Source organism: Curtobacterium sp. AC268, from assembly GCF_979258745.1.
Genome location: NZ_OZ409878.1, coordinates 3,356,401 through 3,369,524 on the forward strand (window position 1 = coordinate 3,356,401; position 13,124 = coordinate 3,369,524).

Below are 13,124 nucleotides of genomic sequence, written 5' to 3' on the forward strand. Positions count from 1 at the left end.
CGGAACGCGCGCCGGGCCTCCTGGCCGTTCCAGTGCCGTCGGTGACGTCACGCGCACAGCGACAGTCCACGGGTGCGAGCGCGCGTGGACTGTCGCTCAGCCCGTGAGGGCGGGGCCCGCTGCCAGCCGCTCCGCGGCGTGCAGCAGCCGCGCGGTCACCGGGTGCGCCGGGCGCGCGAAGACCTCGGCGGCGGGGCCGTGCTCGACGACCGCACCGCGGTGCACCACGAGCACGTCGTCGGCCATCCGCCGGACCGCCCGCAGGTCGTGCGACACGAACACCATCGCCACCCCGGTCTCGTCGCGGAGCCGTTCGAGCAGCCGCAGCACGGCGTCCTGCACGGTGGCGTCGAGGGCGGTCACCGGCTCGTCGAGCACGATCACCTCGGGCTCGGTCGCCAGCGCACGGGCGATCGCGAGCCGCTGTCGTTGCCCGCCGGACAGGGTGCGGGGGGAGCGGGACCGCAGCACGGGGTCGAGGTCGACCTGCCGCAGTGCCGCGTCGACCCGTTCGCCGAGCGCACCGCGTGCCCGCCGTTCGTCACCGCGCGAGAACGCGTCGGCGAGGACCCGCTCCACGCTCCACCGTTCGTCGAACGTCGCGCCGGGGTCCTGCACGACCGCCGCGACCCGGTGCCGTCGGGGGCGTCGCTCGCGCTCGGGCAGCGGGACCCAGGGTTCGTCGTCGAGCGTGACCGTGCCGGCGTCGGGCGTCTCGAGCCCGAGGAGCATCCGCGCCAGCGTCGTCTTGCCCGAGCCCGAGGCGCCGATCACCCCGAGCACCCGGCCGCGCACGAGCCCGAACGACACGTCGTCCACCGCGAGCACCCCGTCGTACTCACGCGAGAGCCCCTGCGCCGCGAGCACCCCCCTCGCACCGTGCGAGGCTGCGCGCTCGGTGCCGCGGTCGCCGATCGGCGCATGGTGCGCAGTCGCGCGGTCGGTGCGAGGCTGGCCGCTCGGTGCATCGTCAGAGGACTGCACGGAGCCATCTCCCTCGCACCGGTCCGCTCGATCGGCACCGTGCGGTGGCTCGGGCTCTGCGCCGGGCTTGGGCTCGGGGCCGGCCGCCGCCGCAACGGCCGCCCGCACCAGCGCCCGGGTCGCGGGGTGCGTCGGCGCCGCGAAGACCTCGGCGACCGCGCCCTGCTCGACGATCCGGCCCTCGTGGACGACGGCGACCCGGTCGGCCCACCCCGCGACGAGCCCCAGGTCGTGCGTGATGACGAGCAGTCCGGCGCCCCGGGTCTGCGCGGCCCGCAGCTGCTCCATCACGGTGACGGCGACCCCGGCGTCGAGCGCCGTCGTCGGTTCGTCGGCGACCAGCAGCGCGGGGGACCCGACGGTCGCCGCGGCGATGAGGGCCCGCTGACGCATCCCACCCGACAGCGTTCCGGCGAGCCGGCCGTCCGTCGCGATGTCCGGGTCGAGGCCCACCGCGGCCAGGGCGTCGCGCACGGCGTCCACGCGCTCGGCCGCACGCATCTCGGTGTGCAGGCGGAGGCTGTCGGCGACCTCGCGCCCGACGGGGCGCAGCGGGTCCAGCGCGCCCAGGGCCTCCTGGCCGACGTAGCCGACCCGTGATCCCCGCAGCCGGCGCCACCGCCGGTCCGTGTACCCGCCGACGTCGACGCCGTCGACCGCGAACGCGTCGGCGTGCACGGCGGCACCGGGCGCGGACAGGCCGAGCACTGCTCGGGCGGTGACGGTCTTGCCGGAACCGGACGCCCCGACCAGGGCGACGCACTCGCCGGCGTCGACGCGCAGGCCGACACCGTGCACGATCGGGGTGCCGCCGATGGCGACGGTGAGCCCGCGGACGTCGAGGACAGCGCTCACCGCGCGGCCCCGGTCCGTCGGATCGCGCGGCCGAGCACGGTGACGGCGGTCGCGAGCACCACGATCGCGAGTCCGGGGAAGGTGCTCATCCACGGCGCGGTCTGCAGGTACGTGCGACCGTCGGCGAGCATCGCGCCCCACTCCGGCGCGGGCGGGGGCGTGCCGACGCCGAGGTAGCTCAGCGCCGAGGCCCACACGACCGCCTGCCCGACCCCGAGCGTGGCGACGGCGACGACGGGCCAGAGCGCCGTCGGCAGCACGTGCCGGACCACGGTGCGGGCGGGGGAGCGGCCGAGCAGCACCGCCGTCTCGACCACCTGCGAACTCCGGGCGGCCCGGACCAGGCCGCGCACGATCCGGGCGTAGCCGGGAGCGGTCGCGAACCCGACCGCGAGCACCGCCGGCACCGGACCCGGACCGGTCACGGCGATGACGACCAGGGCGACGAGCAGCAGCGGCAGGGCGAACGCGACCTCGGTGACGCGTCCGATGACGGCGTCGAGCAGGCGTCCGGGTCGTCCGGCCCCGGCGCCGAGTCCGGCCACGACGCCGAGCAGGACGCCCACGCCGCCGCCGATCAGGGTCGCGGCGACGCCGACGACGAGCGATGCCCGGGTCCCCGCGACCACCCGTGCCAGGACGTCGCGTCCGGACTCGTCGGTGCCGAACGGGTGCGCGCCGCTCGGCGCAGCCAGGGCATCTGCGGGGTGCACCGCGAGCGGGTCCCCACCGCCGAGCAGGGCGGGCCACGCCGCCGCCACGACGGCGACCAGGACGACCACCCCCGCGGCGGTGCCGCCGGCGCCGAGCGTCCCCCCACGGACGCGCTCGGTGCCGACGGCGGTCTGGTGGCCGGGCGCTCCGGTCTGGAGGCCCGGGTCGGCGATCCCGCTCACCGCGCGCCCGCCGGACGTCCGGCTCGACGGCGTCGCGCACCACCGGGGTGCAGGGCCGCGTTCCGTGCGGTGCTGCGCGGGTCGACGGCACGCTCGACCAGGTCGGCCACGGCCAGCACGACGACGTACGCGGCGGCGGACACCATCGCGATGCCGGCGACGAGTGGCATGTCCCGCTGGGTGACGGCGGTGACCAGGGCACGGCCGATGCCGGGCAGGGCGAACACGGACTCGACGACCACGGCTCCGGAGACGAGCGACCCGAAGGCCCACGCGGACAGCGCGATCCCGGGCAGGGCGGCGTGCCGGAGCAGGTGGCGTCCGAACAGTCCGAGGCGGGTCTCACCCCGGCCCCGGGCGGCGAGTGCGAAGGCGGAGCGCTGCGCGTCGACCACGCCGTCGCGCACGGTCTCGGCCAGGTACCCGGCGACCGGCACGGCCACGGTCAGCACCGGGAGCACCCACCCGCGCGCGGTGCCGTCACTGACCGCAGGCACCCATCCCAGGGAGGTGGCGAACACCACGATGAGCACGCTGCCGAGCCAGAAGTGCGGCATCACGCTCGCGGTGACGCTCAGGGCGCTGGTGAGCCCGGCGGCGATCCGGCCGCGCTGCGTCGAGGCCCACGCGGCGACGATCGCGAGCACCCAGGCGACGACGAGGCCGGCGACCGCGAGCGTCAGCGTGACGGGCAGCTGCTGGGCGAGGAGCGTCGCGACCGGGGTGCGGAAGGCGTACGAGTCCCCGAGCTGGCCGGTCGCCAGGCGTCCGAGGAACACCGCGTACTGCACCAGGACCGGCTGGTCGAGGCCGTACTCGTGCCGGACCTGGGCGACGGCCTCGGCCGAGGCCTGCGAGCCCGGTCCGCCGAGGATCGCGAGCGCCGGGTCACCGGGGATGAGCCGGATCGCGACGAAGACGATCGTCGCGACGGCCCAGAGCACGCCGATGCCCCCGGCGAGCCGCCGGACGGCCCACCAGACCCATCGCATCCGGGTCAGCGGTCGATCCAGGCGGTGCCGAACCAGGGCGTCGAGACCGGGGTGGTCCGGATGCCGTGCACGGCCGAGCGCACCAGGAAGTGGTTCTGCTGGTCGTACAGGGGGAGCACCGTGTCGCTCGCCAGGATCGCCTTCTGGGCCTGCTCGTACAGGTCGGGGCGCTGGTCGGCGTCCGAGGTGCGGGCGGCCCGCTCGAGCAGCCGGTCGAGCGCGGGGTCGTCGAGCTGGGCGAGGTTCGCGAAGTAGCCGGACGGTGCCGGTTCGATGCTCGCGCTGTCGTACAGGATGCGCAGGACGTCGGGGCCGACCTTCGTGTACGGGGCGCTGACGACGTCGTACTCGTTCGCGGCGAGGGCGGCGTACCAGCTGGACAGGTCGAGTTCGTCGAGGACGACCTTGAACCCGACGGCCTTCTCGGACGCCTGGATCTGCTGGAACAAGCTGCGCTCGGCCGGCACCGACTGGTTCGTCGAGACGGGGAACGTCACGGTGAGCTGCTTGCCGTCCTTCTCGCGGATGCCGTCCGACCCGACCTTCCACCCGGCGTCGTCGAGGATCTGCTTCGCCTTGGTGGGGGAGTAGTCGAACCGGCTCTTCTCCGAGTACGCGAGCGGCTCGGCGCTCGAGAGCACCGAGTACGAGCGCTTCGCGGTGCCGAGGAACAGCGACTGCAGGCCTGGGTCGATCTCGGCACCGGCGATGAAGGCCTGGCGCACCGATTGGTCGCGGAACACCCCGTGACCGGAGTTCAGCTCGAGCCGGTTCGAGGCACCAGGGCGTGGGGCGTCGAGGTCGCGGATGGCGCCCTTCGCCGATGCGGCCTTGAGCTGGTCGGGCTGGGCGTTGTCGATCACGTCGACCTGGCCGGACTGCAGTGCGGCGTAGCGCGAGGTCGAGTCCGGCAGGAACCGCCACGTGATGCCGGACAGGCGCGGCTTCGTCGCGCCCCAGTAGTCGGTGTTCTTCGTCAGGGTGACGCGGTCGCCGTGCTTCCAGCCGGTGACCCGGAACGGGCCGGTGCCGACGGGGGACTCGCAGTTCGTCGCCTGCTCGCGCTCGAGCGCCTTCGGCGATTCCATGCCGACCCAGGGCTGCGAGAAGGACTCGAGCAGCGCGCTGTCCGGTCGGCTCAGCGTCAGCGTGACGGTGCGCTCGTCGGTGGCGGTCGCCTTCGTGATGGACTGCAGCGCCAGGTAGCCGGTGCTCGAGGCGGTGGCCGGGTCCTGCACGTGCTCGATGTTCGCCACGACCGCGGCGGCGTCGAACGGGGTGCCGTCGCTGAAGGAGACGTCGTCACGCAGGGTGAACGTCAGGGTCTTCCCGTCGTCGCTCGTGGTCCACTTCGTCGCGAGTTCCGGCGTGGGCTTGCCGTCCTCGAGCCCGACGAGCTCCTCGATGTACTGCGTCGCCAGGAGCGCCTGCGGGTAGTTGCCGCCGACGTGCGGGTCGAGGCAGGTCGGTTCGGCGTCGCCGGAGGCGTAGGTGAGCGTGCCGCCCGCGACCGGGGTGCTGCTCCCGGTGCTCGTGCCCGGTCCGCTGCAGGCAGCCAGGACGAGCAGGACCGCCGAGGCGCCCGCGACGGCGGTGAGGGTTTTCTGTACTGAGTCCAAGATCATGGCTGACCGAGTCTAGCGGTTTACTGGGGCCCATGGACGAACCGATCCGCCGCGGTGGCCGCCCCCGACGCTCGAGCGCCGAGGTGCTCGCGGACGCCGCCGCCGAGCTCTTCCTCGAGCAGGGGTACGGACGCACCACGGTCGACCAGATCGCCGCCCGCGCCGGGGTCAGCCGCGCGACGTTCTTCAACTACTTCCCGGCGAAGGCCGACGTGATGTGGCTCGAGCTTGACGCCGCCGTCGCCGGGCTGCCCGGGTACCTCGCCGCGTCGACCGAGCCGAGCGTCGTCCGGGCCGTCGAGCAGGCGCTCCTCGCCGCAGCGCGTGCCCACGACCCCGAGCGGGTGCCGTGGGCCGTCGCGCAGGCCGAGGTGATGGGCATCGGGCCCGAACTGGTGGCGGGCGTCGCGGTCCGGGTGACGGCGCAGCACGAGGCCGTCGCCGCCTTCGTCGCGGGCCGCACGGGGGAGCAGCCGCGCTCGCTCTGGCCGCAGACGGTGTCCGGCGCGATGCTCGGTGCCGCCGCCGCGGCGTTCGGGGTGTGGGTCACCGACGGGGTCGGCCGCCGTGCGCTCGTCGAGTACGTCGCGGCGGCGCTCACCCCGGTGGTCGCGGGCCTCGACGCCCGCTGACGCCGTCGTCCTGCGGTCGTGCCCGGGGCGGTGGTCGTGACCGACGGTCGGTCCGGAGGCTCGTGGCGGTCTGGCACCGCGCCTCCCGTCCGCCGGTCGGTCGCTCACAGAACACGCCGTCGTCTTCGCGGGACGCCGCCTCGCCGGCGAGACGCCGCCGGATTCGGCGGCGTCTCGAGCACGTGGCGGCGTCGGACGGACACGCCGGCGTCTTGCGACACGAACGCCGCCGCCGTCCACCCACCGAGTCGATGCTCACTCGGTGCGCAGGGTCCCCGCGCCACCGGACGCCACGTCCGAAGCCGTGCCGTCCCGGACCACCTCGGGCACGTCGCCGTCGGTCGGCACCAGCGACTCGTCGCCCGGGTAGCTCAGGGTGAGGACGGCCTCCTCGATGTACGGGCTGTCCTCGAGTGACTTCTCCACGTCGCGCAACCGCACCGCCACGTGCTCCTCGGTCTCGTTGCCCGTCAGGTCGACGGCCGCGACGAGGTACACCCGCGACGGCCCCACGAACTCCAGGTGCAGGTATGTGACCCGCTCGACCTGCGACCGGCCCAGCAGCTCGACGAGCACCGCGTTCTCGAGCTCGGGGGACGTGCTCTGACCGAGCAGGAACCGGCGGTTGCGGTCGATCAGCACGATCGCGACGATCCCGAGCAGCACACCGATCGCGATGGAGCCGAGCGCGTCGAACACCGCCAGCCCGGTGACCTGGTGCAGGAACACCCCGAGGAACGCCACGACCAGGCCGATCAGCGCCGCCGCGTCCTCGGCGAACACCGCACGGAGCGTCGGGTTCGACGACTGCAGAACGTGCCGCAGCACCGGGACCCTGCGCTTGGTCGCGGCACCGTGCGCCTGCCGGTACGCCTGCAGGAAGCTCGTGCCCTCGAGCAGGAACGCGACCCCGAGCACGACGTAGTTGAGCACCACGTCCTCGGCCGGCCCGGTGTCCCCGAACTCCGAGATGCCGTGGTAGATCGACACGATCGCACCGGCCGTGAACAGACCGAACGCGGCGAACATCGACCAGATGTACGTCTCGCGTCCGTACCCGAGCGGATGCGCGGTGTCCCGCTTCTTGCCGCCCCGTCGTTCCGCGACGAGCAGGAACACCTCGTTGCCGGTGTCCGCCCAGGAGTGCGCCGCCTCGGCCACCATCGAGGCCGAACCCGAGACGAGCGAGGCGATCGTCTTCGCGATCGCGACGAGCAGGTTCGCCCCGAACGCGATCAGGACGGTGACGAGTGACTCGGGACGTTCTTCTGCGGGCATCACTCAAGCATGCTCCCGTCCGGTAAAGTCGTGTTCCAAGAGCGTCGATCCGGCCATCACCGGGGAGCTTCCGGAAGAACGCGGAGCGCACCAGCGCCTCCGTCAGTAGAACCGGGCGGGTTCGGGACCGTCACCACCCCCGACACAGAGTGGTCGCACAGCGCACGTTGGGCGGCAAACGAGGTGGTACCGCGGAACCTGTTTTCCGTCCTCGTGGAGATCGAGCGAACCCACAAGGAGTCCCGGTGCCGTACCCGTTGAACGCCGATGCCGATGGCGTCGTCCCCTCGCCGAGCTTCCCCGCCGTCGAGCGGGGCATCCTCGCCTTCTGGAAGCGCGACGACACGTTCCAGGCGTCCATCGACGCGCGACAGGGCTGCCCGGAGTGGACCTTCTACGACGGCCCGCCGTTCGCCAACGGCCTGCCGCACTACGGGCACCTGCTGACCGGGTACGCGAAGGACGTCTTCCCGCGCTACCAGACCATGCGCGGCAAGCAGGTGCACCGCCGCTTCGGCTGGGACACCCACGGCCTGCCCGCCGAGCTCGAGGCGATGCGCCAGCTCGGCATCACCGAGAAGCACGAGATCGACGCCATGGGCATCGACGTCTTCAACGCCGCCGCCAAGAAGTCCGTGCTGCAGTACACCGACGAGTGGCAGGAGTACGTCACCCGTCAGGCGCGCTGGGTCGACTTCGAGGACGACTACAAGACCCTCGACGTCACCTTCATGGAGAGCGTGCTCTGGGCGTGGAAGCAGCTCTGGGACAAGGGCCTGGCGTACGAGGGCTTCCGAGTCCTGCCGTACTGCTGGAACGACCAGACGCCGCTGTCCAACCACGAGCTGCGCATGGACGACGACGTCTACAAGATGCGCCAGGACCAGTCCGTCACGGTCTCGTTCCCGCTGCACGGCTCGCGCGCGGACGCGCTCGAGCTCACCGGCGTGCGGGCACTCGCCTGGACGACGACCCCGTGGACCCTCCCGACGAACGCCGCCCTGGCCGTCGGTCCGGAGATCGCGTACGCGGTCGTGCAGGCAGGGCCTGGAGGCGCGGCTGACGGTGCCGAAGCCGGTTCCGTCTCCTACCTGCTGGCTTCGGACACCGTGGCCGCGCACGCCAAGGAGCTCGGCTACGCCTCGGGTGACGAGGCGCTCGCCGCCGTCGCGCGCACGCTGACGGGTGCCGAGCTCGACGGCGTCGAGTACGAGCGCCTGTTCGACCACCTGGCCGACCAGGAAGGCTACGAAAACGCCTGGCGCATCCTGGTCGCCGAGTACGTCGAGACCGGTGAGGGCACCGGCATCGTGCACCAGGCCCCGGCCTACGGTGCCGACGACCAAGAGGTCTGCGCCGCCGCCGGCATCCCCGTGGTGCTGTCCCTCGACGAGGGCGGCGTCTTCACGTCGCAGTTCGGCGAGGTCGCCGGCATGCTCTGGTCGGACGCGAACAAGCCGCTGACGAAGGCCGTCCGCGACGCCGGGCGACTGCTCCGCCAGGCGTCCTACGAGCACAGCTACCCGCACTGCTGGCGCTGCCGGAAGCCCCTCATCTACAAGGCCGTCTCGTCGTGGTTCGTCCGTGTCACCGAGCTCCGCGACCGCATGGGCCAGCTCAACCAGGACATCAACTGGGTGCCGGACAACGTCAAGGACGGCCAGTTCGGCAAGTGGGTGGGCAACGCCATCGACTGGTCGGTCTCGCGCAACCGCTACTTCGGCACGCCGATCCCGGTGTGGCAGTCCGACGACCCCGAGTACCCGCGCACCGACGTGTACGGCTCGCTCGCCGACATCGAGCGCGACTTCGGTCGCCTGCCGGTGAACGCCGAGGGTGAAGTGGACCTGCACCGGCCGTTCATCGATGACCTGACGCGGCCGAACCCCGACGACCCCACGGGCGGGTCGACGATGCGCCGGATCACCGACGTGTTCGACGTGTGGTTCGACTCCGGGTCGATGCCGTACGCCCAGGTGCACTACCCGTTCGAGAACGCTGCGTGGTTCGAGTCGCACAGCCCGGCCGACTTCATCGTCGAGTACATCGGGCAGACGCGCGGCTGGTTCTACGTCATGCACGTGCTCTCCACCGCGCTGTTCGACCGGCCGGCGTTCCAGAACGTCATCAGCCACGGCATCGTCCTCGGCTCGGACGGCCAGAAGATGTCGAAGTCGCTCCGGAACTACCCGGACGTCTCCGAGGTCTTCGACCGCGACGGCGCCGACGCCATGCGCTGGTTCCTGATGTCCTCGTCGGTGATCCGCGGCGGCAACCTCGTCGTCACCGAAGAGGGCATCCGCCAGGGCGTCCGCGAGTTCATGCTGCCGCTGTGGTCGACGTACTACTTCTTCACCCTGTACGCGAACGCCTCGGGTCCCGACGGCTACCGGGCCCAGCGCCGGACCGACTCGACCGACGTGCTCGACCGGTACCTGCTCGCGAAGACCCGGGTCCTCGTCACCGACGTCCGGACGCACCTCGACGCCCTCGACACCCCGCTCGCGGCCCAGGCCGTCCGCGACTTCGCCGACGTGCTGACGAACTGGTACGTCCGCCGCTCGCGCGACAAGTTCTGGACCGGGGCCGACGCGGACGCCGGAGCCGAGACCCGTGCGGCGTTCGACACGCTGTACACCGTGCTCGAGACCCTGACCCGGGTCGCCGCCCCGCTCGCGCCGCTCGTCACCGAGGAGATCTGGAAGGGCCTGACCGGCGGGCGCAGCGTCCACCTGACGGACTTCCCGGACCCCGACGAGTTCCCCGCCGACGACGCCCTCGTCGACGCGATGGACCGCGTGCGCGACGTCGCCTCGAAGGGCCTGGCGCTCCGCAAGGCCACCGGCAAGCGCGTCCGCCTGCCCGTCGCCACCCTGACCCTGGTGGTGCCGGACCCGGCCGCGGTCGAACCGTTCGCCGACATCCTGCGCGACGAGCTCAACGTCAAGCGCGTGGTGCTCGAGGCCCAGGCCGAGGAGTCGCTGGCGCAGTACGGCATCGAGCGGAAGCTCACCGTGAACGCCCGCGTCGCCGGCCCCCGCATCGGCAAGCAGGTGCAGCAGGTGATCCCGGCCGCCAAGAAGGGCGACTGGACCGCGACCGACTCCGGCGTGACCGTCGGCGGCGTCGACCTGATCGAGGGCGAGTACTCGCTCGACCTCACGGTGGCCGACGCCTCGGTGGCCGTGGCGTTCCTCGACGAGGGCGGCTTCGTCGTGCTCGACACCGTGACCACGCCCGAGCTCGAGGCCGAAGGGCTGGCCCGCGACGTCGTCCGCGCCGTCCAGCAGGCCCGCCGCGACGCCGACCTCGACGTCAGCGACCGCATCGCCCTGACCCTCCGGGTGGACGACACTGCCGACGGCGCGGTCCGCACGCACCAGGAGCTCATCGCGGGGGAGACCCTGGCGACGAGCGTCGAGATCGAGCCCCTCGGGGCGGACGACACCACCACCGACGTCGGTGACGGTGCGAAGGTATCCGTGGAGGTAGCACGCGCATGAGTGACGACGACCAGTACGACGGCCACGAGGCGAACGAGGAGTTCGTCGGACACGACGAGTTCGACGGTCGCGACGAGGACGGCATCCGCATCCCGGTCGGCCCCTCCGGAGACGCTCCGTCCGACGCCGTGCCCTACGGCGGCGACGACGACGAGGTCCGCCGCGTCGAGGCCGCCCTGTACGCCCGCATCGGTGAACAGGCCCCCGAGCGCCGGCTGACCGCGACCCGCCGCGCCGTCGAGCTGCTCGGCGACCCGCACCTGGCGTACCCGGTGATCCACGTGACGGGCACGAACGGCAAGACGTCGACCGCGCGCACCATCGAGAGCATCGTCCGGGCACACGGTCTGCGCACCGGTCTGATGACGAGCCCGCACCTGGTGTCGATCCGGGAACGCATCGTGGTCGACGGCCAGCCGATCGCGGCGGACCGGTTCGTCGAGAACTGGGACGACATCGCCCCGGTGCTCGAGATCACCGACCGCGAGCTCGCCGACAAGGGCGAACTCCCGCTGACCTTCTTCGAGGCGCTCACCGTGCTCGCCCTGGCGTGCTTCGCCGAGGCGCCGGTGGACGTCGCCGTGATCGAGGTCGGGATGGGCGGCGAGTGGGACTCCACCAACGTCGTGCAGAGCCAGGTGTCGGTGTTCACGCCGATCGCGATCGACCACGCGAAGCAGCTCGGTGCCACCGTGGCCGAGATCGCCCGCACCAAGTCGGGCATCGTCAAGCCGTCGTCCGCCGTGGTGTCGAGCCGGCAGGTCCCCGAGGCCCTCGCCGAACTCGAGCGCGCCGCCGAGCTCACCGAGTCCACCCTGGCCGTCGAGGGCACCGGCTTCAGTGTCGTCGACGTCACCCCGGCCGTGGGCGGACAGCTCATCACCGTGCAGGGCATCGCCGGCCGCTACGACGACCTGTTCCTGCCGCTGTTCGGCCGGCACCAGGCCGAGAACGCCGCCGTGGCGATCGCGGCGGTCGAGTCGTTCCTCGGCCGCGGGGCCCAGGCCCTCGACGAGGACGTCCTGTCCGAGGGCATCGCCGGCACGACCAGCCCCGGCCGCCTGCAGCCCATCGCGACCGACCCGACCGTCGTCGTCGACGCCGCGCACAACCCGCACGGTGCGAAGGCCCTCGCCGAGGCGCTGCCGGTCGCGTTCCCGTCCGAGCACGTCGTCGGCGTCGTCGGGATCCTCGGCGACAAGGACGCCCGCGGGTTCGTCCGCGCGCTCAAGGACACCGTCGCGACGTTCGTCGTGACACAGCCGCCGGGGGAACGTGCGCTCGACGCGGACGAGTTCGCCCGGGTCGTCGTCGACGAGGTCGGCGAGGACCGCGTCGTCGTCGAGCCGTCCCTGGCATCCGCACTGCAGGAAGCGCGCAGCCTGGCCGACGAGGCGGACGCCGAGGACGCCCTCGTGCTCGTCGCGGGCTCCATCGTGATGGTGGGCGCGGTCATGCACCTCGTGCACCGCGAAGGCGAGTCGAAGTGACGGACGCACCCCGGGCCTCCCGGCCGGGCCGGTCACCGCGCACCCGGAAGCCGCGCCGCGAACGCGGGGCGCAGGAGAGCCTGCTCTCGATCACGCTGGTGCTCGAGGCGATCATGTTCTTCTTCCCCATGCTCGTCGTCTTCGGCAAGGGCACGCTGCCGCCCGCCGCGGCCTTCGGCGGTGGCATCGGCGCGATCATCGTCCTCGCAGCTGCCTCACGTCTGACGGGCAACCGGGCCGGTGTATGGTTCGGGTGGCTGCTGCAGGCGGCCATCCTCGCCACCGGGTTCATCGAACCGTTCATGTTCGCGGTCGCCGTGGTGTTCCTGGCGCTGTGGGTCTTCTGCTTCGTCAAGGGCGGTCAACTGGACCGTCAGAACGCCGCGCGCCGAGCGGCCATGGGCGAGGACTGACCACCACATTCGACCCCGAACACAGGGAGTACTGCGTGTCCGACTTCGAAGAGACCCTCGTCCTCGTCAAGCCCGACGGCGTCGCCCGCCAGCTGACCGGTGAGATCCTCCGCCGGATCGAGGCGAAGGGCTACGAGCTCGTCGACCTGAAGATGCTCACCGCACCGCGCGACCTGCTCGACGCGCACTACGAGGAGCACCAGGGCAAGCCGTTCTTCGAGCCGCTCGTCGAGTTCATGCAGTCCGGTCCCGTCGTCGCCGTGCGCGTCGCCGGCAACGGTGCGATCGCGGGCTTCCGCTCGCTCGCCGGCACCACCGACCCGACCTCGGCCGCGCCCGGCACCATCCGTGGTGACCTCGGCCGCGACTGGGGCCTCAAGGTGCAGCAGAACCTGGTCCACGGTTCGGACAGCCCCGAGTCGGCCGCGCGCGAGCTCGCGCTCTGGTTCGCCTGAG

Annotated in this window: 10 protein-coding genes; 5 read left to right on the forward strand and 5 right to left on the reverse strand. The window is 72.4% G+C overall.

Annotation, left to right across the window (positions count from 1 at the left end):
• Nucleotides 1-96: 96 nt before the first annotated feature.
• Genes ACZZ9K_RS15935 through ACZZ9K_RS15950 form a run of 4 tightly spaced genes read right to left on the reverse strand, consistent with a single transcriptional unit; the run spans nucleotide 97 to nucleotide 5,352 of the window.
• Nucleotides 97-1,839 carry an ABC transporter ATP-binding protein gene (locus ACZZ9K_RS15935; protein WP_463444569.1) on the reverse strand — a complete coding sequence of 581 codons (1,743 nt, stop codon included), beginning with the start codon at nucleotides 1,837-1,839 and terminating at the stop codon, nucleotides 97-99.
• Nucleotides 1,836-2,735, reverse strand: a complete 900-nt coding sequence (locus tag ACZZ9K_RS15940) for an ABC transporter permease (RefSeq protein ID WP_463444570.1) — start codon at nucleotides 2,733-2,735, stop codon at nucleotides 1,836-1,838. The genes ACZZ9K_RS15935 and ACZZ9K_RS15940 overlap by 4 nt, the downstream gene beginning before the upstream one ends.
• On the reverse strand, nucleotides 2,732-3,727 hold the full coding sequence (locus ACZZ9K_RS15945; protein ID WP_463444571.1) for an ABC transporter permease: 996 nt from the start codon (nucleotides 3,725-3,727) through the stop codon (nucleotides 2,732-2,734). Before ACZZ9K_RS15945 ends, ACZZ9K_RS15940 begins: the two co-directional genes overlap by 4 nt.
• Nucleotides 3,728-3,732: 5 nt before the next feature.
• On the reverse strand, nucleotides 3,733-5,352 hold the full coding sequence (locus ACZZ9K_RS15950) for an ABC transporter substrate-binding protein (protein WP_463444572.1): 1,620 nt from the start codon (nucleotides 5,350-5,352) through the stop codon (nucleotides 3,733-3,735).
• 32 nt (nucleotides 5,353-5,384) lie between these two features.
• On the opposite strand from ACZZ9K_RS15950, the gene ACZZ9K_RS15955 reads away from it, so the two are divergent.
• Nucleotides 5,385-5,984: an acyl-CoA-like ligand-binding transcription factor gene (locus ACZZ9K_RS15955; protein WP_027464707.1), complete on the forward strand. Its 600-nt coding sequence runs from the start codon at nucleotides 5,385-5,387 to the stop codon at nucleotides 5,982-5,984.
• Nucleotides 5,985-6,239: 255 nt separating this feature from the next.
• Here ACZZ9K_RS15955 and ACZZ9K_RS15960 read toward each other — a convergent pair whose 3' ends face one another.
• Complete coding sequence (locus ACZZ9K_RS15960; RefSeq protein WP_463444573.1) at nucleotides 6,240-7,262, reverse strand: cation diffusion facilitator family transporter; 1,023 nt, start codon at nucleotides 7,260-7,262, stop codon at nucleotides 6,240-6,242.
• 245 nt (nucleotides 7,263-7,507) lie between these two features.
• On the opposite strand from ACZZ9K_RS15960, the gene ileS reads away from it, so the two are divergent.
• Genes ileS through ndk form a run of 4 tightly spaced genes read left to right on the forward strand, consistent with a single transcriptional unit; the run spans nucleotide 7,508 to nucleotide 13,123 of the window.
• Entirely contained in the window at nucleotides 7,508-10,765 is a 3,258-nt protein-coding gene (gene ileS / locus ACZZ9K_RS15965) for an isoleucine--tRNA ligase (protein WP_463444574.1), read from the forward strand.
• Nucleotides 10,762-12,255 carry a bifunctional folylpolyglutamate synthase/dihydrofolate synthase gene (locus ACZZ9K_RS15970; protein WP_463444575.1) on the forward strand — a complete coding sequence of 498 codons (1,494 nt, stop codon included), beginning with the start codon at nucleotides 10,762-10,764 and terminating at the stop codon, nucleotides 12,253-12,255. The genes ileS and ACZZ9K_RS15970 overlap by 4 nt, the downstream gene beginning before the upstream one ends.
• Nucleotides 12,252-12,668 carry a DUF4233 domain-containing protein gene (locus tag ACZZ9K_RS15975; protein WP_463444576.1) on the forward strand — a complete coding sequence of 139 codons (417 nt, stop codon included), beginning with the start codon at nucleotides 12,252-12,254 and terminating at the stop codon, nucleotides 12,666-12,668. Before ACZZ9K_RS15970 ends, ACZZ9K_RS15975 begins: the two co-directional genes overlap by 4 nt.
• A gap of 35 nt (nucleotides 12,669-12,703) precedes the next feature.
• Nucleotides 12,704-13,123 carry a nucleoside-diphosphate kinase gene (ndk, locus tag ACZZ9K_RS15980; RefSeq protein WP_017885984.1) on the forward strand — a complete coding sequence of 140 codons (420 nt, stop codon included), beginning with the start codon at nucleotides 12,704-12,706 and terminating at the stop codon, nucleotides 13,121-13,123.
• The last annotated feature ends 1 nt before the right edge of the window (nucleotide 13,124 follow it).